Source organism: Actinomadura violacea (genome assembly GCF_017573465.1).
In the GTDB taxonomy this organism is placed as follows: Bacteria; Actinomycetota; Actinomycetes; order Streptosporangiales; family Streptosporangiaceae; genus Spirillospora; species Spirillospora violacea.
Map to the genome: position 1 here is coordinate 105027 of NZ_JAGEPF010000014.1, position 19789 is coordinate 124815.

The following is a 19789-nucleotide window of genomic DNA, read 5'->3' on the forward strand; positions in this document are numbered from 1 at the left end:
ATGGGCGGGTAGTTACTTAGGGTCGTTTTGGTAGGGCCGCCGTGTCTGACGTGCGGGGGCACGGGCATCATCGTCTATCAAGAACCCACGTTCGACCTTGGGTATTGGGGGGCGGAGATGCTGGCGGTCTCGGGGAACAGGCGGCAGCGGGCGGCACGCGACCGGATGGCCTCGGCCGCCCTGGAGTACGCCGCGATGGGCTGGCCCTGCTTTCCGGGCGCGCATCCGCCCGCCGCCGGCGACCGGTCGTGCTCGTGCGACCGGATGGGCTGCCCCGACCCGGCGGCGCATCCGGTGTCGGCGGCGTGGGCGCACCAGGCGTCGGCCGACCCGGACCGGATCCGGCGCTGGTGGTCGCAGCGCCCGGAGGCCAACATCATCCTGCCGACCGGGCGGGTGTTCGACGTGTTCGACGTCCCGGCCGCCGCGGGCGCCGCCGCGCTGGACCGGATCGCCCGCGAGGACCTGCCGGTCGGGCCGGTCGCGAACCTCGGGGACGAGCGGCACCTGTTCTTCGTCGCGACCCGCGGCGCCCCCGCCGACGAGGACGAGTGGTGGTCGTGCCACCTCGACACCTCGCCGGAGACCGTGGCCGAGACGCCCGGCATGCGCTGGCACTGCCGCGACAGCTACGTGGTGGCGCCCCCGTCGGTGCTGGCGTCCGGCCGGGAGGCGGGGTGGCTGCGGCCGCCGGCGGGCGCGCCGCTGCCGGACCCGCTGCTGCTCCTGGAGGTCCTCGCCGACAGCTGCGAGTGACCGTCCCGGCCGGGGCTCAGCGCGGCGCCTTGATCGCCTTGCGGCCCCAGCCGGAGTAGGACGTCGTGATGATCTGGTTGCGGCCCTTCGCCGGCCCGGCCCGCAGCCACAGCTTCGCCGGACGCCCGGAGCCGTCCAGCTTCAGCGCGAAGCTGATCTCCTGGACGCCGGTGGCGCCCGCCATCTCCGCGTACAGCGCGCCCGAGCCGGGTGCCTGCGCGAGCTTGGCGACGGGCGCCTCGCCCTTGTAGATCCCGCCGGACTCGCTGAGCGACGCCGCCGCGTTCAGCAGCGTCGTCACCGCGGACACCGAGCTGCCGCGCCGCACCTGCTCGGCCAGCGCCGGGTAGCCGCGCCCGCCGGCGGCGGCGGGCCGCCACTTCTTGCCGGCCCGCAGGAACACCCGGTCGCCGACGACCACGGCCTGCGCCCGCTTGCGGACCTTGCCGGACCCCGACATCGTCATCGAGTACGACGGTTCCGCGCCCTGGACCAGGTCGAAGCTGCCCTGCGCGGCGGCGGGCGCGCCGCAGCAGCCGGTGCGGCGGTAGCTGAACCGGGCGCCGGGCGCCTGGCCGGTGGCCTGCGTGATGCGCGCGGCGAGCGGCGCGGGCGCGATCCCGCCGGGCGGCAGGGACGGCTGCGGCGTGCTGCTCTGCGCGGGCGACGGGGTCGGCGGCGTCGCGTCGCCGTCGTCGGAGTTCAGGTAGACGACGCCGCCCGCGATCGCGGCGACGACGGCGAGCGCGGCGACGCTGCCCACGAGCCGGCGGCCGCGGGACGCGCGCGGGGGCCCCTCGCCGGTGGCGATGACCTGGTGCCGGCCGCTGCTGCGGGACGGCTTGGCCTTCGGCGGTTCCGGCTGCTGCGCGGCCTGCGCGGCCAGCTCGGTGAGCCGGCCGCGGCCCTGCGCCTCCCACGACGGCCCGTACGCCGACACGGCCGCCTCCTCGAGGGCGCCGAGGAAGTCGGCGGCGGTCTTCGGGCGCTGCTCCGGGTCCTTGGCGAGGCCCTGCCCGATCAGCTCGCGCAGCGGTCCGGGGACCTCCTCGACCGGGATCGCCGCCTCGCGGTGCAGCCGGGCCATGTTCCGCCCGGCGAAGGGCGGGTGGCCGGTGAGGCACTCGAAGAAGACCGCGGCGGCCGCGTACAGGTCGGTCGCCACGGTCGCGGCCGCGCCGTCCCACAGCTCCGGCGCGGCGTAGGCGGGGGCGAGCTGCGCCTCGGTGCCCGCCGCGGCGGTGCCGAAGTCGGTGAGGCTCGCGTTGCCGTCGCCGTCGATGAGGACCGCCGACGGCCGGACGGCGCCGTGCACGACGTCGAGGCCGTGCGCGGCGGCGAGCCCGAGCAGCGTCCCGCCGAGCATCGACAGGGCCGCGAGCGGGCCGGTGGGGCCCTGCGCGGCCAGCACCCGGCGCAGCGCGACGCCGTCGACGTACTGCATGACGACCGCGGCGCCGTCCGGTGCCTCGATGAAGTCGTAGAGGTCGGCGACGTTCGGGTCCTCCAGCTGGGACAGCGTGCGAGAGGACGCGCGGAAGCGCGCCATGAAAGCCTCGTCGGCGCGCAGCGCGCCGGCGAGGTACCTGATCGCGACCTTGGTGCTGGTCATGTCGTCGACAGCCAGCACCACCCGGCCCGCGGCGCCGTCCCCCAGTTCCCGCTCATGGGTGAAGCCCGGGACCGTCCAGCCGTCAGCCACGTTGAAAGCCATCCCTCCGCTACGGCGGACGCCGGTGAAGATAACGGGCGCCTCCCGTTCGGGCGCCGATGTCGTACTTGGTGGAATATCGGCCCGTACCCGGCGAGGTCAAGCGCAGTCGCCGAACTGCAACTGAGAGACTGGAAACGTGACTGGAACCGATCGCTCCCAGCAGTTGTTCGAGCGCGCCGAGGGGCTCGTCCCCGGCGGCGTGAACTCGCCGGTCCGCGCCTTCGGGGCGGTCGGCGGCACGCCGCGGTTCATCGCGTCGGCGCGCGGCCCGTACCTGACCGACGCGGACGGCAACGATTACGTCGACCTGATCTGCTCGTGGGGCCCGATGATCCTCGGGCACGCGCACCCGGAGGTGGTGGCGGCGGTGCGGGATGCGGCGGGCCGCGGCACCTCCTACGGGGCGCCGACGCCCGGCGAGGTCGAGCTGGCCGAGGAGATCGTCGCGCGGGCGCCGGTGGAGAAGGTCCGGCTGGTCAACTCGGGGACCGAGGCGACGATGTCGGCGATCCGGCTGGCGCGCGGCTTCACCTCCCGCTCGAAGATCGTGAAGTTCGCGGGCTGCTACCACGGGCACGTCGACTCGCTGCTGGCGGCGGCGGGGTCGGGGGTGGCGACGTTCGCGCTGCCCGACACCCCGGGCGTGACGGGCGCGACGACCGCGGACACGATCGTGCTGCCGTACAACGACGTCGCCGCGGTGGAGACGGCGTTCGACGAGCACGGCCACGAGATCGCGTGCGTGATCGCGGAGGCGGTGCCGTGCAACATGGGCGTGGTCCCGCCGCTGAACGGCTTCAACGCGCTGCTGAAGCGGCTGTGTGAGCGCTACGGGGCGCTGCTGGTGCTGGACGAGGTGCTGACCGGCTTCCGGGCCTCGCGGTCCGGCTGGTTCGGCGTCGAGGGCGTCGCGGCGGACCTGGTGACGTTCGGGAAGGTGATGGGCGGCGGGCTGCCCGCCGCGGCGTTCGGCGGCCGCGCCGAGGTCATGGACCGGCTCGCGCCCGCCGGGCCCGTCTACCAGGCGGGCACCCTGTCGGGGAACCCGCTCGCGACGGCCGCCGGGCTGGCGACGCTGCGCGGCGCGACCGGCGAGGTGTACGCGGCGATCGACCGGGCCGCCGGGATCGTGTCGAAGGCGGCGTCGGAGGCGCTGGTGAAGGAGGGCGTCCCGCACTCGCTGCAGAACGCCGGCAACCTGTTCTCGATCTTCTTCACCGACGGCGCGGTCGGCGACTTCGCCGCGGCGCAGCGCCAGAACGTCAAGGCGTACGCGGCGTTCTTCCACGCGGCGCTGGACCGCGGCGTCTACCTGCCGCCGTCGGCGTACGAGGTGTGGTTCCTGTCGGCCGCGCACGACGACGAGGCGATCGGCCGCATCCTCGACGCCCTGCCGCACGCCGCCCGCGCCGCCGCCGAAGCCTCCTGACCCCTCGTCGAGTTGCGGCGTGTCGTCCTTAAGGGACACCTTTTAAGGACGACACGCCGCAAGTGAACGTGTTCAGACGGTGAGGGCGTGGAAGGCGCGCATGGCCTCGGCGACCGAGGCGGGGCCCGGCGCGTGCAGCGGGGCGCGCACCGCGGGGTCGTCGATCAGGCCGATCTCGGCCAGGCAGGCCTTCAGCACGGACGGGGACGGCTCGGCGAACAGCGCCCGCGCGAGCGGCAGCAGCGCGTTGTGCATCGCCAGGGCATCCGCGGCCTCACCGTGCCAGGTCGCGTCGAGCATCGTCGCGTAGGCGGACGGCGCGAGGCACGCGCTCGCGGCGACGCCTCCGGCCGCGCCGAGCCGCAGCATCGGGTAGATGTAGGCGTCGTCGCCGCACAGGACCGACTTCCCGGGCCCGTGTTCGGCCGCCAGCAGGTCGAGCGTCCCGGCGTCGATGCCGTCCGCGCAGTGCTTCATCCCGGCGACGCAGTCCAGCGCCATGATCTTGGCGAGCGCGCCGGCGGAGAGTTGCTTCCCCGTCCGGTACGGGACGTTGTAGGCGACGAGCGGGACGTCCACGGCGGCGCCGACCGCCGCGAAGTGGCCGATGACGCCCTCGTCGGACGGGCGCAGGTAGTACGGCACGACGACGAGCAGCGCGTCCGCGTAAGGGGCGTGATCGCGGGCCTGCCGGACGGAGTCCTCGGTGCCCATCGTCCCGGCGCCGGCGATCAGCAGCGCCCCGCTCTCCTCGGTGACGGCGCGGCACACCCGAAGGACCGTCCGCCGCTCGTCGGCGGTCAGGAGGGCGGCCTCGCCGGTGGTGCCGAGCGCGACCAGCCCGTCCAGGCCCTGCTCCAGGCAGTGGACGGCGAGCCGTTCGAGGGACTTGGCGTCCACCTCGCCGGAGCGGGTGAACGGGGTCACGATCGCCGCGTGGATTCCGTGCATGCCGGTCCCTTCCAAGAACCTCACCTCGTCTGGACGGGCTCCGCCGGAGCCACCTGGATGGGCGTGCGGGACGCGCGGGACCGCAGCCGCACGCTGCCCGCCGCGACGCCGCAGATGATGAGCGCCGCCCCGGCGAGGCGCGTCCCGTCCACGCGCTCGCCGAGGACCAGCGCGGCCGACAGCAGCCCGAACGGCGGGACGAGCAGCGAGTACATGGCGACGGTGCCGGCCTCGTAGCGGCGCATCAGCCAGCCCCACACGCCGAACCCGACGAGCGTGGAGACGTAGGCGATGAACGCCAGCGAGGCCACCCCGGCGACGGACAGGTGCCGTGCCGCGTCCGGCACCGCCCCCGGCCCCTCGAAGATCAGCGAGAGGGCGAACAGCGGGACGGGCGGGACCAGCGACATCCACACCATGAACCCGAACGCGTCGACGGGCTCGGCCGCGGTCTGGTTCATCCGCCGCATCGCGACGTTCGCCAGGCCCCAGCTCGCCGCGCCGCCGATGCACAGCAGGAACGCGCCGACCGGGCTGCCGCCCTCGGCCTGCGCGACGCCGAGCAGCGCGACGCCGGCGAACGCGACGGCCATCCCGGCGATCTGCCGGGCGCCGAGCCGCTCGCGCAGCAGCACCCCGGCGAACAGCGCGGTGAAGATCGCCTGGACCTGGAGCACCACCGACGACAGCCCGGCCGGCATGCCGAGGCGCATGCCGATGAACAGCAGCGCGAACTGGCCGACGCCCAGCGGGATCCCGACGAGCCACAGCCAGCGGACCGCGACCGGCGGGCGGCGGACGAAGAACACCGCGGGCAGCGCCGCGGCGGTGAACCGCAGCGCGGCGAGCAGCAGCGGCGGGAAGTCCTCCAGCGCCACCTTGATCGGGACGAAGTTGAACCCCCAGATCGCGGCGATCAGCGTGGCCAGCAGGACGTGGCGCGGTCTCATCCCCCGATCGTCGCCCGCCGCTTTGTTTTAGGACAAGCTAGAATCTGTCGACTTCTCGTTTTAGAATTGCTACATGCTCGATCTCGAACGGCTGCGCGCCCTGCACTCCGTCGCCACCTACGGCTCGGTCAGCGCCGCCGCCGACGTGCTGCACGTCACCACCTCCGCCGTCTCCCAGCAGCTCGCCAAGCTGGAGCGCGAGACCGGCCAGAAGCTGCTCGAGCGCAACGGCCGCGGCGTGCGGCTCACCGACGCCGCCGAGCTGCTGGTCGGGCACGCCGAGAAGATCCTCTCCCTCGTCGAGCAGGCCCAGGCCGACCTGGAGGCGCACCGCGGCTCGGTCGTCGGGCAGCTGACCCTCGCCGCGTTCCCCACCGCCGTCCGCGGGCTGATGCCGCAGGCGCTGCGGCTGCTCCGCGCCGAGCACCCCGACCTGCACGTCCTGGTCCGCGAGGAGGACCCGCTGCACAGCATGCCGCTGGTGCTGCGCGGCGACCTCGACATGGCCGTCGTGCAGGACTGGAACAACGAGCCGCTGCCGCTCCCCGAGGGCCTGCACAAGGGCACCATCTGCCACGACGTCGCCGACGTCGCGCTGCCCGCGGACCACCCGCTGGCGGGGCGCGCCAGCGTCGACCTGAAGGAGCTGGCCGGCGACCCGTGGATCAGCTCCGTGCCCGACAGCATCTGCTGCGACTGGCTGCTGCGCACCCTGCGCGCCATCGACAGCGAGCCCCGCATCGAGCACATGGCCTACGAGTTCGCGACGCAGCTCGCGCTCGTCGCCGCCGGGCTCGGCAACGCGATCCTGCCCCGCCTCGGCCGCTGCGACGTGCCGCCGGACGTCGCGGTCGTCCCGCTGGCCGAGCCGCTGACCCGCCGCGTGTACACGGTGTGGCGGGAGGAGGCCGCGCGCCGGCCCGCGATCCGCGCCGCCGTGACGGCGCTGCGCACCGGCGTCCCCGGCACCGTGCAGCGCGCCGCCTGACCGTCCCCGCCAGGACGGGAGTTCCCGGCCGGTTCGCCGCACGGCGTCCGATTCGGTACGTTCTTCGCGATCTTGGTAGGAGGACGCGATGGGCGGCTGGCGGGTCGACGGGTACACCGAGGTGCGCGAGCTGGGCGCGGGCGCCCAGGGACGCGTCGTGCTGGCCCGGCACGAGCCGTCCGGCACCCCCGTCGCGATCAAGTACCTGAACGCGTCCGCGAGTGAGGCCGACCGCGAGCGGCTCCGGCACGAGGCCCGGATGCTGGGGCAGGCCGGGAGCCCGCACGTCGCGCGCCTGTTCCAGCTCGTCGAGGGCCCCGACGGCGCCGCGATCATCATGGAGGCCGTCGACGGGGTGTCCCTCAAGGAGCTCCTCGGCCGGCGGGGGGCGCTCGGCCCCGAGGCGTCGCTGTCGGTGCTGAAGGGCTCGCTGCTGGGCCTCGCCGCCGCCCACGCCCTCGGCGTCGTGCACCGCGACTACAAGCCCGCCAACGTCGTCGTCCCGGCGGACGGCCGGAGCCGGCTCGTCGACTTCGGCATCGCGGCCCCCGCAGGGCAGGAGGCGGGCGGCGCCGGCACCCCCTTCTACATGGCGCCCGAGCAGTGGGACCGGCACACCGCCACGCCCGCGACCGACGTGTACGCCGCGACCTGCGTGTTCGTCGAGTGCGTCAGCGGGCACCGGCCGTTCGCCGGCGGCCGCGCCGAGCTGCGGCTGGCCCACACCACCGGCCCCGTGCCGGTCGGGAACGTTCCCGAACCGCTCCGCGCGCTGGTCGCGCGGGGCATGGCGAAGGACCCCGCCGACCGGCCGCCGAGCGCCGCCGCGTTCGTCGACGAGCTGGAGCGGACCGCCCTCGCGGCGTACGGGCCGGACTGGGAGTCGCGCGGCGTCCGCGCCCTCGCCGCGTCCGCCGTCGCGCTCGCCGCGCTGTTCCCGCTGGCCGCGTGGCTCGTCCCGGGCGCCGCGTCCGCCGCGTCCGCGGCCGGGTCGGCCGCCGGGTCCGCCGCCGCGCAGGGCGCCGCGCAGGCCGCGGGCCAGGCCGTCGGCCACGGCGCCGCGGGCCACGTCGCCGGGAAGATCGCCGGGACGAGCGCGATCAAGGCGTTCTTCGGCAGCGCCGGCGGCATCGCCACGGCCGCCGCCGGGACCGCCGTGGTCGTCGGCGCGGGAGCCGTCGCCGTCCAGCAGTTCACCAAGGACGACCCGGCGCCGCGGCCGAGACCGACGATCACCCGGCCCGTCGCCGCCGTCGCGTCCGTCCGCGGCTGCCCCACCACCGGGATCGACGGCGGCAAGACGACGCCGCCGCCCGGTGCCGCGCAGGTCCGCCTCCCCGAGCAGGTGAAGCTGCCGAAGGACGCGGCCGTCTACGGCCTCGGCCAGGGCCGGTACCTGGTCGGCCCGGCCGCGACGGGGTGCTCCGGATCGGTGGGCGCGAACGCCGGATACACCACGGTCGGCGACTCGAAGACCCTCCAGATCTCGCAGAACTGGCAGGGCTCCGTCGGCAACATCGCCGACCAGGTCTGCAGGTACTTCCCGGGCTCCCCGGAGGCCGCGAAGGCGAAGCGGGACTTCGGCCCCTGCACGTCCGGCGTCCACGAGCGGCAGGACGTCCCGACGGGGGATCCCGCGCTGCGCCTCGCGCTGGCGACCGACCAGCCGCAGGAGCTGCCGCCGCCGTCGCCCTACATGATGGTGACCCTGGTCACGATGGGCTCCAACGGGCTGCCGTCGCCCGTCACCTGCCTGGCGCCCGCCGCGCGGGCCGACATGTGCGATGCCGCGCTCACCTACTGGTTCGTCCAGGCGACGAGCGGTACGAAGATCGCCAAGCCCGACCTCGACCGGGTCGCCGCGCGGATCACCGCCTACGTGCGGGCCGCCGCCCGCTGACGGGCGGTGGACGGGACGGACGGGCGGCGCGGGTAGCCTGATCGGGCCATGACTGACAAGACGATCGTTCACCTGCTGCGGCACGGTGAGGTGCACAATCCCGAAGGCGTCCTGTACGGGCGGCTGCCCGGCTACCGGCTGAGCGAGGACGGCGTCCTCATGGCCAAGGCCGCCGCGAAGTGGTTCGCCGACCGGGACGTCACCGCGCTGTTCGCCTCCCCGATGCAGCGGGCGCTGGAGACGGCCGCGCCGCTGGCCGACTCGTTCGACCTGCCCGTGACGGTGGACGACCGGCTGATCGAGGCGGAGAACCACTTCGAGGGGATGACCTTCGGGGTGGGGCCGGGGTCGCTGCGCCGCCCCGAGCACTGGCGCCACCTGGTGAACCCGTTCCGCCCGTCATGGGGCGAGCCGTACAAGGACCTCGCGGCGCGGATGCGCGCGGCCGTGATCCGGGCGCGGGAGGCGGCGCGCGGGCACGAGGCGGTGTGCGTCAGCCACCAGCTGCCGATCTGGATCCTGCGGCTGCACGCCGAGCACCGCCGGCTCTGGCACCACCCGAACCGGCGCGAGTGCTCGCTGGCGAGCGTGACCAGCCTCACCTTCGAGGGCAGCCGGCTCGTGGAGGTCGGCTACCACGAGCCCGCCGAGGGGATCGCCAAGGGCCCCAGTGTCGCGGGTGCCTGACCGCACCGCTAAGTTGTGTACTACGTCCTGTAGTAGTAGGAGGGTCCGTTGAGCCCCCGAATCTCCCACGCGCGCGCGGCGGCAGCCGCCGTCGCGCTTTGCGGGCTGCTGGCGGGCTGCGCGGGAACCGGTTCCGCCAAGAGCGGCCCGGACGGCAACGACAACCGCTTCATCGCCGGCGACGGCAACGTCACGCAGTACCAGGCGGCCAAGCGCAAGAGCCTCCAAGAGGTCACCGGCCAGACCCTCGACGGGCGGTCGTTCCGGCTCGACTCCCTCAAGGGCAAGGTCGCGGTCGTCAACTTCTGGGCGTCGTGGTGCGCGCCCTGCCGCGGCGAAGCGCCGTCGCTGGAGCAGGTCTACACCGAGAACAAGGCGAAGGGCGTGGAGTTCCTCGGCGTCAACTTCAAGGACGCCAAGGACAACGCCAAGGCCTTCGAGCGCAAGTTCAAGGTCACCTACCCGAGCCTGTTCGACGGCGACGGCCAGGTCACGCTCGCGTTCCGCGAGGTGCCGCCGAGCGCCATCCCCAGCAGCCTCGTCCTGGACCGGCAGGGGAAGGTCGCGGCGCGCATCATCGGCGCCACCACCTACTCCAAGCTGAACCCGCTGGTGGCGAAGGTGCTCGCGGAGAAGTGAGCGCCGCGCAGTGAACGTCGACGAGACCGTGACGAGCGGGTCGCTGGTGGCGGCGGCGCCGCTGGCGGCGCTCGCCGGGCTCGTGTCGTTCCTGTCCCCGTGCGTGCTGCCGCTCGTCCCCGGCTACCTGTCGTACGTGACGGGCATGACGGGCGCGGACCTCGCCGAGCAGCGCCGCGGCCGGCTGCTGTCCGGCGTGCTGCTGTTCGTCGCGGGCTTCACCGTGGTGTTCGTCAGCTACGGCGTCGCCTTCGGCGGGCTCGGCCGCTGGCTGCTGGAGTACCAGGACCAGATCACCCGGGTGCTCGGCATCGTCACGATCGTCTTCGGGCTCGCGTTCATGGGCCTGATCCCGGGGCTGCAGCGGACGATGAAGTCGGGCCGGCTGCCGTCGGCGGGCCTGGCCGGGGCGCCGCTGCTCGGCGCCCTGTTCGCGCTCGGCTGGACGCCCTGCATCGGGCCGACGCTCGGCGCCGTCCAGTCGCTGGCGATCAGCGAGGCGAGCGCCACCCGCGGCGCGCTGCTCTCCCTGGCGTACTGTGTCGGGCTCGGCGTCCCGTTCGTGGTGACGGCCGTCGCCTACCGCCGCGCGCTCGGCGCGTTCGGGGCGGTGAAACGGCACTACCCCCTCGTCATGCGGATCGGCGGGGGGATGCTCGTCCTCATCGGGGTGCTGCTGGTGAGCGGCCTGTGGGGGGAACTGAACATCGAGCTGAAGTCGTGGATCAGCGGCTTCGAGCCGGTTCTGTGATGCAGACGGATCGGCAGAGGCATTGATATGAGCGACATCAAGGACATCGAGACCGGTACCGAGGCGCCCGCCGCGCGGCAGGCCCCCGAGGAGGTGCCGCGGCCCAGGGGCATCGGCCCGCTGGGCTGGCTGCGGTGGGGCTGGCGGCAGCTCACCACCATGCGCACGGCGCTGATCCTGCTGTTCCTGGTGGCGCTCGGCGCGGTGCCGGGGTCCGCGCTGCCGCAGCGGGGGCAGGCGCCGGAGAAGGTCGCGGCGTACCTGTCCGACCACAAGACGCTCGGCCCGTTCTTCGACAAGCTCTCGCTGTTCGACGTGTTCGCGGCGCCCTGGTTCGCGGCGATCTACATCCTGCTGTTCGTGTCGCTGGCGGGCTGCGTCGTCCCGCGCGCCGTCAAGCACTACCAGTCGATGCGGGCCCGCCCGCCGGCCGCGCCGCGCAACCTCGGGCGGCTGCCGCAGTCGGTGTCGTACGAGACCGACGCCGCGCCCGAGGACGTCCTCGCCGAGGCGCGCAAGGTGCTGCGCGGACGCCGCTTCCGCGTGGACGTGTCGGACGGCTCGGCCGCGGCGGAGAAGGGCTACCTGGGGGAGACCGGCAACCTCGTCTTCCACCTGGCGCTGCTCGGGCTGCTCTTCGCGCTCGGCGCCGGCAACATGTTCGGCTACCGCGGGAGCGTGCTGCTCACCGAGGGCAAGACGTTCGCGAACTCGCTCGGCCAGTACGACGACTTCACCCCCGGGCGGCTGTTCGACGACGACGACCTCGCGCCGTTCACCATCGGCCTTGACGACTTCAAGGCGAAGTACGAGATGCAGGGCGACAAGCGCGGGCAGGCGACCTCGTTCGACGCCTGGGTCCACTACCGGGACAAGCCGTCCGGCAAGGACGAGAAGTACGACCTGCGGATCAACCATCCGCTGAAGGTCGGCGGCACGAAGGTGTACCTGCTCGGCCACGGCTACGCGCCGAAGTTCACCGTGAAGGACGCCAAGGGGAACGTCGCCTTCCAGGACACCGTCCCGTTCCTGGCGATGGAGCCCCGCAACCTGACGTCCGAGGGCGTCATCAAGGTCCCGGACGCCGAGCCCGACCAGCTCGCCTTCTACGGGATCCTGTGGCCGACGGCCGTCGCCAGCGAGGACGGCAAGCAGATCGTGTCGGCGTTCCCCGGCGCGCTGCGGCCCGTCATCACCCTGTCCTCGTTCAAGGGCGACCTCGGCCTGGACTCCGGCACCCCGCAGTCGGTCTACAAGCTTGAGGGCATCGGCAAGAAGCTCCAGCCGATCAAGGGCGGGGAGAAGCTGCTGGAGCCGGGCGAGACCTTCAAGCTGCCGGGCAACGCGGGCTCGATCACCTTCGACGGCATGTCCGAGTACGTGACGATGTCGGTGAACCACGACCCCGGACGCATCCCCGCGCTGATCGCGGCGGTGCTGGCGGTGCTGGGCGTGGCGACCTCGTTCCTCGTCCGGCGGCGCAGGGTGTGGGTCCGTGCGAGCGCCGGGAAGGGCGGGCGTACGGTGGTGGAGGTCGGCGGCCTCACGCTCGGGAACCCGACCTCGGAGTTCGACGACATCGTGACCGCGCTGCGCGGACCGGACGCCCCGGAAGGCGACGACGCCTCGCGGGGCGAGGCCGGCCCGGACGGCGAGGCCGGCGCCGAGCCCGAGCACGACGGCACCGAACCGGAGAAGAACGGTGCCGCGCAGAAGGACGGCGCCGAGCCCGAGCACGACGGCACCGAGCCGGAGCAGGACGGGTCCGAGCCAGAAACGAACGGGTCCGAAGCGGAACCCGGCGCCGATCGGGGTTCCGGGTCGGCAACCGAACCGAAGGAGTGACGAGGTGAGCAACGCCGACCTCGCGAACCTGAGCGACAAGCTCATGCTGACCACCGTGGTCCTGTACATCGTCGCGCTGGTCGCCTACGCGGCCGACCTCGGCTTCGGCCGCCGCGCCGCGGCGGTCGCCGCCGCGGAGCGCGCCGAGGCCAAGGTGCTCGTCGGCGCGGCGGGCGCGGAGGCCGTCGAGGAGCCCCCGGCCGAGGGCGCCGCGGCCGCCGCCGACGACGCCGAACCGGAGCGCCAGCGGGTCGACTGGGCGCGGCTGGCGATCGTGCTGAACGTGCTCGGCTGGGCGTCGCACCTCGGCATCCTGGTCACCCGCGGGCTGGCGGAGCACCGCTGGCCGTGGGGCAACATGTACGAGTTCATGACGGCCCTGTCGTTCGCCGCCGTGACCGCGTTCATGGTCGTGGCGCTGCGGTACAAGGCGCAGTTCCTCGGCGCGTTCGTGATGGCCGCCGTGGTCGTCGCGCTCGGCGTCGACAACATCTGGCTGTACGACTCGGCGGGCCCGGTCAGCCCGGCGCTGAACTCGTACTGGATCGCGATCCACGTCACCGCCGCGATCATCGCGACCGGCTCGTTCACGGTCGCGGGCGCCGCGACCATCCTGTACCTGCTGAAGTCGCGCGCCGAGGCGAGCGAGGCCGGCGCGGGCTCGGGGTTCCTGTCCCGCGTCCCGTCCGCCGCGGACCTGGACCGGCTGTCGATGCGCGTGACGACGTTCGCGTTCCCGATCTGGACGGCCGCCATCATCATGGGCGCCATCTGGGCCGACCAGGCGTGGGGCCGCTACTGGGGCTGGGACCCCAAGGAGGTCTGGTCCTTCGTCACCTGGATCGTCTACGCCGCCTACCTGCACGCGCGCGCGACGGCCGGCTGGAAGGGCCGCAAGGCGGCGATCCTGTCGCTGATCGGCTTCGGCTGCCTGCTGTTCAACTTCTTCGGCGTCAACTACATGTTCTCGGGCATGCACTCCTACGCCTGAGCGTCCTCCCCGAGCAGGTCACCGAGGACCGCGGCCGCCGCAGCGCGCGGGGCGCCGCGGTCCTCGCCTTTCGCGCCCGTCCGATTCGTGGTGACTCGCGGGGATGACGCCGTGTCGGGTCACGGCTTACCCTGCCTCGGGGGGCCCTCTCGCTCGGCGACTCCGCGGGCCCCGCTGACAGAGGAGCCCGATGCGCTTCAAAGGCATCCACCGCAAGCCCCGGGAGCTCAGGAATCGGGAGGCGCCCCGGGGCGGCGCGGTCCGCGGGGACGGCGCGGTCCGCGGTGACGACGCCCGGTACGCGCCGTCGCCGCCGGACTCGGGGCGGCGCCCGGAGCCCGGGCACGTCCGGCCGCGCAGCAACCAGCCCCGCGACCGGTTCGGCCGGTTCCGCAAGGCCGGCCGCGACGACGACTTCGCGCTCGCCCCCGGCGCCGACCGCCCGGACGCCGCCGAGGCGCCCGCCGGCCGGTACGGGCGGCGCGGCGCGGGCCGCCCCCGCGCCGGCGACTACGCGTGGAGCGACTTCGAGCTCGACGACGCGCTGCGCGTCGAGCCGTACCCGCCGGGCATGCCGCACGCGTCCGACGGGCGGCGGCACTGCGGCGTGCTGGAGAGCGTGCTGCACCGGCAGTGGGACGCGCGGCAGGGCCCGCCGACGCCCGAGGTGATCCGGGCCGTCGACAGCCTCGCGTCGCTGCCGGAACCGCTCAAGGAGAGGCTCGCGGGCGGCCTCGACGGCATCTACGTCGGGCCCGGCGGCGTCCCGCAGCTCGACGACATGGGCCACCTGCGCGACCGGCCGCTGCCGTCCGGCCGCGCCACCTGGGACATCTGCGCCGGCGCCTACGGCGACCGCAAGATCATCGTGGGGGACCGGCCGTCGCCGACCCCGGACGTGATGCTGCACGAGGTCGGGCACGCGCTCGACGACATCGACGGCGAGTCCGGCGGCTGGACCTCCGACAGCCCCGCCTTCCGGGAGCTGTACGAGCTGTGCCGCCCGCACCTGGCCAGCGACTTCCACAGGCAGCCCGACGCGCTCGGCCGGCGCGAGTTCTTCGCCGACGCGTTCGCCGCGATCTCGTCGCGGCAGCGGCCCGCGCTGGTCGATATGCTCGCCGGCAACATCAGGACGGCACTGGAAGTCATGCTCTTCTTCAACCGCAGATACGGCATCTAGGACAGCCCGGTGCCGGCGAAGGCGATGGACTCCGAAGGTGATCGACGATGTACGTGATCCGGCTCCCCGACGGCACGCTCCGGGTGCCGCACAGCGTCCTCGCCGAGCAGGGCGACGACGCGGGTCACGACGGGGCGGGGCGGGAGCGGGGCGGGCGGATCATCGCCGACGCCTACGTGGAGATCGGCCCCGGTGATCCCGGCTACGACCGGCTGCTCGGCCAGTCGCTGACCGAGCAGGAGCTGGAGGACAGGCGGCGGCGCTGGCGGGACGAGGACGCCGAGCTGGCGCGCAGGTTCGAGGAGTGGCGGGACGCCGAGGCGGAGGAGTAGCCGTGCCGGCGCGGTGGCCGTGCCGGGTCTTCTCGGCGGGCCGGGTCTTCGGGCGGGCCCCGGTGGCCGCCCGGGCTGGTGGACCGGCCGCGCGGGGGCGGGCGGTCCGGGCGGTTCCGAGGCTTCGCCGGGCTCAGGGCACCCCGGCAGGGACCCGGGGGCGCTTCACCCGGATCAGTGGACCGAGTGCTCGGCGACCGGCTCTTCCCCGCGCAGCAGCGCGTGGACCTCGGACTCCCGGAAGCGGCGGTGCCCGCCGGGAGTCCGGATGCTGCTGATCCGGCCGGCCGCGGCCCACCGGGTGACCGTCTTCGGATCGACCCGGAAGAGGGCGGCGACTTCCCCTGGGGTCAGCAGGCGCTCGCTCGTGCTCTCCACGTTTTCTCTCCCCCTTTGTCCCGCTCTCGGCGCGGGTGGACTGTTTAACAGTGTGGCGGGTCAAGACCGATTTCTCCCTTGTTTTCGGAAAAGATCACGCTCCGTAGTTCGCCGAGCAGCGGGGATGACGGTCGGTGCTCGCCACCTGCACCACCGGGGCCTCTCGCACCACACTTGACCTGCCGAGTCACGCCGGTGACCCGCCCCTGACAGCCCCCCGGCGCGATGCGGCGGGCGTGCCGCCGCGCCCGCGTTGACGTCCCGTGCGGACCACCCCATACCCTCGTGACCATGTCCGATCTTGTTTCGCTGCCGGAGATCGAGAGCGCCGCCGAACGCCTCGCCGGCGTCACCGTGCGCACGCCGCTCGTCCCCTTCCCCGGCGCCGGCGACGAGGCGACGCTGCTGGTGAAGGCCGAGTCCCTGCAGCCGATCGGAGCGTTCAAGCTGCGCGGCGCCTACGCCACCATCTCCGGGCTCCCCGCGGAGCAGCGCGAGCGCGGCGTCGTCACGCACTCCAGCGGCAACCACGCCCAGGCCGTCGCCTACACCGCCCGCGCGCTCGGCATCCCCGCCGTCCTGGTCATGCCGCACACCACCCCCGGCGTGAAGGTCGACGCCTGCATCGCGCTCGGCGCCGAGATCGTCTACGTCGAGCCGAACGCCGAGGCCCGCGAGGAGACCGCGGCCAAGCTCGCCGCCGCGCACGGCTTCACGCTCGTCCCGCCCTACGACGACGCCCGCGTCATCGCCGGCCAGGGCACCACCGGGCTGGAGATCGTCCAGGACCGCCCGGACGTGGACGTCGTGCTCGTCCCGGTCAGCGGCGGCGGCCTGATCGCCGGCGTCGCCACCGCCGTGAAGGCGCTGCGCCCCGCGGCGAAGGTGATCGGCGTCGAGCCCGAGCTCGCCGCCGACGCCCGCGACTCGATGCGCGCGGGACGCCCCGTCACCTGGGACGCCGAGAAGACCGGCCGCACCATCGCCGACGGCCTGCGCGTCCAGCGCGTCGGCGACCTGCCGTTCGCGCACATGCGGGAGTACGTCGACGGCATGGTCACCGTCACCGACGACGAGATCCGCCGCACCATGCGCCGCCTGGCCCGCGAGGCCCGGCTCGTCGCCGAGCCCTCCGGCGCCGTCGCCACCGCCGCCTACCTCCACCACCGCGACGAGCTCCCGCCCGGCCGCACCTATGTCTCCGTCCTGTCCGGCGGCAACGTCGACCCCGCCCTCTTCCTGGACGTCCTGCGGTAGGGCCGCTGCGAGACCGCTCGGGACCGGGGGTACCCTCGAAGGGTCATGCGTTCCGTACTGCTTTACACCTCAGGCCGGCTGGCGATCTTCGCGGCGACGGTCGGTGTGCTCGCGCTGTTCGGGGCCCGCGGGTTCCTGCTCCTGCTGCTGTCGCTGCTGATCAGCGGCATCATCAGCTTCGTCCTGCTGTCGGCCCAGCGCGACCGGATGTCGGCCGCGGTGACCACCGGCCTGAGCGCGCAGCGCGACAGGTTCCAGCGCTCGAAGACCCGCGAGGACGCGTAGCCCGTAGCGCACGGGCGCGTCGATGGGGCGTGCGGGGCGGGCAATAGGCTGGCCCCATGACCCGCGCCTCCTTGGATAAGAAGCCCGCCGACGTCGCGGCGATGTTCGACGGCACCGCAGAGCGGTACGACCTGATGAACACGCTGATGACGGGCGGGCAGGACCGGCGCTGGCGGCGGGAGGTCGTCCGGGCGGTCGACGCGCGGCCGGGTGAGCGGATCCTCGACCTCGCGGCCGGGACCGGGACGTCCTCGGTGCCGTTCGCGGAGGCGGGCGCGCAGACCGTCGCCTGCGACTTCTCCCTCGGCATGCTCCGGGTGGGGGTGCGCCGGCAGGCGGGCGTGCCGCGGCTGAGCTTCGCGGCCGGCGACGCGCTGCGGCTGCCATTCGCCGACGGCTCCTTCGACGCCGTGACGATCTCCTTTGGGCTGCGCAACGTCGCCGACACCGTCCGGGCGCTGCGCGAGCTGCGGCGCGTCGCCAAGCCCGGCGGGCGGCTGCTGGTCTGCGAGGTCAGCCATCCGCCGAACGCGCTGCTGGCGGTCGGGCACAAGGCGCACCTGAAGTACGGGCTGCCGCTGCTGGCGCGGGTCAGCTCCAATCCCGACTCCTACCGCTACCTCGCCGAGTCGACGCTCGCCTGGCCCGACCAGGCCGGGCTGGCGCGGCTCGTGCAGGACGCGGGCTGGACCGACGTGCGCTGGCGCGACCTCACCTTCGGGGTCGCGGCGATGCATCATGCGATCAACCCCGGCTGATCGGCCGCCGGCGGGTTCTGGGACCGGTCCAAAACTGAACCGGCCCAGAAGTACCCACCGGTCGTGATAAAGGAATAGACTCCCCACCGGATCCTTGTGAAGTACTTCACAAGCGAACGAGCTAAAGAGGAACGCCGTGACCGACTCCACCCGACACGCGGACGTGATCGTCGTCGGGGCAGGCCCCGCCGGATCGTCGACCGCCTACTGGCTCGCGCAGGCCGGGCTGGACGTGCTGCTGCTGGAGAAGGCCACCTTCCCGCGCGACAAGATCTGCGGCGACGGACTCACCCCGCGCGCGGTGCGCGCGCTCATCGGGATGGGCGTCGACATCAACGACCCCGGCTGGGGGCGCAACAAGGGGCTGCGCATCTACGGCGGCGGCGTCAAGGTCGAGCTGCCCTGGCCGGAGCTCGCGAGCTTCCCCGACTTCGGGCTCGTCCGCAAGCGCACCGACCTCGACCAGCTGCTCGCCGAGCACGCCGCGAAGGCCGGCGCCCAGCTGCTGCAGGGCTGCAACGTGACCGGCCCGATCGTCGACGACCGCACCGACCGGATCAAGGGCGTCACCGCCACCTACGAGGGCGAGGAGATCGAGTTCCACGCGCCGCTGGTCGTCGCGGCCGACGGCAACTCGACCCGGCTGTCGCTGGCGATGGGCCTGCGCCGCCGCGAGGACCGGCCGATGGGCGTCGCCGTCCGGCGCTACTTCCAGACGCCGCGCCACGACGACGAGTACATGGAGGCGTGGCTCGAACTGTGGGACGGCGAGCGCCTGCTGCCCGGCTACGGCTGGGTGTTCGGCGTCGGCGACGGCACCTCCAACGTCGGGCTCGGCCTGCTCAACACCAGCAAGGCGTTCCAGAACGTCGACTACCGCGGCATGATGAAGCGCTGGTGCGCGCAGATGCCGGAGGACTGGCAGTTCGACGAGGAGCACGCGACCTCGAAGATCCGCGGCGCGGCGCTGCCGATGGGCTTCAACCGGCAGCCGCACTACACCCGCGGGATGCTGCTGGTCGGCGACGCCGGCGGCATGATCAACCCGTTCAACGGCGAGGGCATCGACTACGCGCTGGAGTCCGGCCGGCTCGCCGCCGACATCATGGTGCAGGCGCTCGCCCGGCGCACCCCGGCGCAGCGCGAGCGGACCCTGTACGAGTACCCGCGCATCCTGAAGGACGAGCACGGCGGCTACTTCACGCTGGCCCGGGTGTTCGTGCAGGCCATCGGCGACCCGCGGATCATGAAGTTCCTGACCGCGCACGGCCTGCCGCACCCCACCCTGATGCGGTTCACCCTCAAGCTGCTCGCGAACCTCACCGACCCCAAGGGCGGCGACGCCATGGACCGGGTCATCAACGCGATGCAGAAGGTGGCGCCGGCGGCATGAGCGAGTTCCGGATGCTCCCGCAGATATCGCTGTTCGCCGCGAAGGCGCAGGTGAGCGGACTACAGTGCATTACCCGACCCCCTGAGGGGAGTGCTATTGATCACCTTGGCTAGGGTGGCGACCCGTGCTCGTGAGAATTTTCACGAGCGTGTGAAGGGTCACGCCGCCGAGGCGCGCCGGTCCGGCCCCGGACCCCGCGCCCCGTACAGCGTCGTACGTACCGAGGAGGGGCGGTAGAGACATGGATCTCTATGTTCCGATCATCGTGCTGGGAGCGCTCGCCGCCGTCTTCGCCGTCGGCTCGGTGGCGATGGCCTCGCTCACCGGCCCGAAGCGGTGGAACCGCGCACGGCTGGACGCCTACGAATGCGGCATCGAGCCGACCCCGCAGCCGGTCGGCGGCGGGCGGTTCCCCGTCAAGTACTACCTGACGGCGATGCTGTTCATCGTCTTCGACATCGAGATCATCTTCCTTTACCCGTGGGCCGTCGCCTTCGACCACATGGGCATGTTCGGCCTTGTGGAGATGGTCCTTTTCATCGTCACCGTGCTCGTCGCGTACGCCTACATCTGGCGCCGCGGCGGTCTGGAGTGGGACTGAC

20 protein-coding genes are annotated in these 19789 nt (G+C 73.3%); 16 read left to right on the forward strand and 4 right to left on the reverse strand.

The features are described 5' to 3' along the window. Positions 1-117 precede the first annotated feature (117 nt). Entirely contained in the window at positions 118-756 is a 639-nt protein-coding gene (locus J4709_RS23015; protein WP_208243850.1) for a bifunctional DNA primase/polymerase, read from the forward strand. A 16-nt stretch (positions 757-772) separates the two neighbouring features. On the opposite strand, the gene J4709_RS23020 is transcribed toward J4709_RS23015, so the two are convergent. After that, positions 773-2470 carry a serine/threonine-protein kinase gene (locus J4709_RS23020; RefSeq protein ID WP_208243851.1) on the reverse strand — a complete coding sequence of 566 codons (1698 nt, stop codon included), beginning with the start codon at positions 2468-2470 and terminating at the stop codon, positions 773-775. Between the two features lie 136 nt (positions 2471-2606). On the opposite strand from J4709_RS23020, the gene hemL reads away from it, so the two are divergent. After that, on the forward strand, positions 2607-3899 hold the full coding sequence (hemL, locus tag J4709_RS23025; RefSeq protein WP_208243852.1) for a glutamate-1-semialdehyde 2,1-aminomutase: 1293 nt from the start codon (positions 2607-2609) through the stop codon (positions 3897-3899). Between the two features lie 72 nt (positions 3900-3971). Here the strand turns inward: hemL and J4709_RS23030 are convergent, their stop codons facing one another. Together J4709_RS23030 and J4709_RS23035 are read right to left on the reverse strand one after the other, a co-directional pair. Next, positions 3972-4850 (reverse strand): dihydrodipicolinate synthase family protein, encoded by an 879-nt coding sequence (locus tag J4709_RS23030; protein ID WP_208243853.1) that lies wholly within the window; start codon positions 4848-4850, stop codon positions 3972-3974. Positions 4851-4870: 20 nt separating this feature from the next. Then, entirely contained in the window at positions 4871-5800 is a 930-nt protein-coding gene (locus J4709_RS23035; RefSeq protein WP_208243854.1) for an EamA family transporter, read from the reverse strand. Positions 5801-5873: 73 nt separating this feature from the next. Here J4709_RS23035 and J4709_RS23040 point away from each other — a divergent pair, with 73 nt between their 5' ends. From J4709_RS23040 to J4709_RS23080, 9 genes are all read left to right on the forward strand, one after another. Continuing rightward, positions 5874-6788, forward strand: a complete 915-nt coding sequence (locus J4709_RS23040; protein WP_208243855.1) for a LysR family transcriptional regulator — start codon at positions 5874-5876, stop codon at positions 6786-6788. A gap of 88 nt (positions 6789-6876) precedes the next feature. Continuing rightward, positions 6877-8688, forward strand: coding sequence for a serine/threonine-protein kinase (locus tag J4709_RS23045; RefSeq protein WP_208243856.1), 1812 nt, complete (start codon positions 6877-6879; stop codon positions 8686-8688). A gap of 48 nt (positions 8689-8736) precedes the next feature. Beyond that, a complete protein-coding gene (locus tag J4709_RS23050; RefSeq protein WP_208243857.1) occupies positions 8737-9375 on the forward strand; it encodes a histidine phosphatase family protein in 639 nt (212 codons plus the stop codon). A 48-nt stretch (positions 9376-9423) separates the two neighbouring features. Continuing rightward, positions 9424-10014, forward strand: coding sequence for a TlpA family protein disulfide reductase (locus J4709_RS23055; protein ID WP_208243858.1), 591 nt, complete (start codon positions 9424-9426; stop codon positions 10012-10014). Between the two features lie 10 nt (positions 10015-10024). Further along, positions 10025-10765 carry a cytochrome c biogenesis CcdA family protein gene (locus tag J4709_RS23060; protein ID WP_208243859.1) on the forward strand — a complete coding sequence of 247 codons (741 nt, stop codon included), beginning with the start codon at positions 10025-10027 and terminating at the stop codon, positions 10763-10765. A gap of 27 nt (positions 10766-10792) precedes the next feature. Further along, entirely contained in the window at positions 10793-12610 is a 1818-nt protein-coding gene (gene resB / locus J4709_RS23065; protein WP_208243860.1) for a cytochrome c biogenesis protein ResB, read from the forward strand. A 4-nt stretch (positions 12611-12614) separates the two neighbouring features. Next, positions 12615-13601: a c-type cytochrome biogenesis protein CcsB gene (gene ccsB, locus J4709_RS23070; RefSeq protein ID WP_208243861.1), complete on the forward strand. Its 987-nt coding sequence runs from the start codon at positions 12615-12617 to the stop codon at positions 13599-13601. Positions 13602-13791: 190 nt separating this feature from the next. After that, positions 13792-14784: a hypothetical protein gene (locus J4709_RS23075; RefSeq protein ID WP_208243862.1), complete on the forward strand. Its 993-nt coding sequence runs from the start codon at positions 13792-13794 to the stop codon at positions 14782-14784. A gap of 47 nt (positions 14785-14831) precedes the next feature. Continuing rightward, a complete protein-coding gene (locus J4709_RS23080) occupies positions 14832-15116 on the forward strand; it encodes a hypothetical protein (protein ID WP_208243863.1) in 285 nt (94 codons plus the stop codon). 174 nt (positions 15117-15290) lie between these two features. On the opposite strand, the gene J4709_RS23085 is transcribed toward J4709_RS23080, so the two are convergent. Further along, complete coding sequence (locus J4709_RS23085) at positions 15291-15494, reverse strand: BldC family transcriptional regulator (RefSeq protein WP_151543245.1); 204 nt, start codon at positions 15492-15494, stop codon at positions 15291-15293. Between the two features lie 291 nt (positions 15495-15785). Here J4709_RS23085 and J4709_RS23090 point away from each other — a divergent pair, with 291 nt between their 5' ends. From J4709_RS23090 to J4709_RS23110, 5 genes are all read left to right on the forward strand, one after another. After that, a complete protein-coding gene (locus J4709_RS23090) occupies positions 15786-16751 on the forward strand; it encodes a threonine ammonia-lyase (protein ID WP_208243864.1) in 966 nt (321 codons plus the stop codon). A gap of 45 nt (positions 16752-16796) precedes the next feature. After that, positions 16797-17036, forward strand: coding sequence for a DUF4229 domain-containing protein (locus tag J4709_RS23095; protein ID WP_208243865.1), 240 nt, complete (start codon positions 16797-16799; stop codon positions 17034-17036). Positions 17037-17092: 56 nt separating this feature from the next. Then, on the forward strand, positions 17093-17794 hold the full coding sequence (locus J4709_RS23100) for a demethylmenaquinone methyltransferase (RefSeq protein ID WP_208243866.1): 702 nt from the start codon (positions 17093-17095) through the stop codon (positions 17792-17794). Between the two features lie 136 nt (positions 17795-17930). Next, complete coding sequence (locus tag J4709_RS23105; RefSeq protein ID WP_173096815.1) at positions 17931-19187, forward strand: geranylgeranyl reductase family protein; 1257 nt, start codon at positions 17931-17933, stop codon at positions 19185-19187. A gap of 241 nt (positions 19188-19428) precedes the next feature. After that, the gene (locus J4709_RS23110) at positions 19429-19788 is read left to right on the forward strand and encodes an NADH-quinone oxidoreductase subunit A (protein WP_173096814.1); all 360 of its coding nucleotides are present in this window, start codon (positions 19429-19431) and stop codon (positions 19786-19788) included. Position 19789 lies beyond the last annotated feature (1 nt).

Excerpts from the sequence above, each read along its gene's own strand:
- J4709_RS23050 (WP_208243857.1), top strand. The coding sequence starts at position 8,737 with ATGACTGACAAGACGATCGTTCACCTGCTGCGGCACGGTGAGGTGCAC.
- J4709_RS23020 (WP_208243851.1), bottom strand. The coding sequence starts at position 2,470 with ATGGCTTTCAACGTGGCTGACGGCTGGACGGTCCCGGGCTTCACCCAT.
- J4709_RS23040 (WP_208243855.1), top strand. The coding sequence starts at position 5,874 with ATGCTCGATCTCGAACGGCTGCGCGCCCTGCACTCCGTCGCCACCTAC.
- J4709_RS23045 (WP_208243856.1), top strand. The coding sequence starts at position 6,877 with ATGGGCGGCTGGCGGGTCGACGGGTACACCGAGGTGCGCGAGCTGGGC.
- J4709_RS23100 (WP_208243866.1), top strand. The coding sequence starts at position 17,093 with ATGACCCGCGCCTCCTTGGATAAGAAGCCCGCCGACGTCGCGGCGATG.
- J4709_RS23095 (WP_208243865.1), top strand. The coding sequence starts at position 16,797 with ATGCGTTCCGTACTGCTTTACACCTCAGGCCGGCTGGCGATCTTCGCG.
- J4709_RS23080 (WP_208243863.1), top strand. The coding sequence starts at position 14,832 with ATGTACGTGATCCGGCTCCCCGACGGCACGCTCCGGGTGCCGCACAGC.
- J4709_RS23015 (WP_208243850.1), top strand. The coding sequence starts at position 118 with ATGCTGGCGGTCTCGGGGAACAGGCGGCAGCGGGCGGCACGCGACCGG.
- J4709_RS23035 (WP_208243854.1), bottom strand. The coding sequence starts at position 5,800 with ATGAGACCGCGCCACGTCCTGCTGGCCACGCTGATCGCCGCGATCTGG.
- J4709_RS23075 (WP_208243862.1), top strand. The coding sequence starts at position 13,792 with ATGCGCTTCAAAGGCATCCACCGCAAGCCCCGGGAGCTCAGGAATCGG.
- J4709_RS23090 (WP_208243864.1), top strand. The coding sequence starts at position 15,786 with ATGTCCGATCTTGTTTCGCTGCCGGAGATCGAGAGCGCCGCCGAACGC.
- J4709_RS23030 (WP_208243853.1), bottom strand. The coding sequence starts at position 4,850 with ATGCACGGAATCCACGCGGCGATCGTGACCCCGTTCACCCGCTCCGGC.
- resB (WP_208243860.1), top strand. The coding sequence starts at position 10,793 with ATGAGCGACATCAAGGACATCGAGACCGGTACCGAGGCGCCCGCCGCG.
- J4709_RS23110 (WP_173096814.1), top strand. The coding sequence starts at position 19,429 with ATGGATCTCTATGTTCCGATCATCGTGCTGGGAGCGCTCGCCGCCGTC.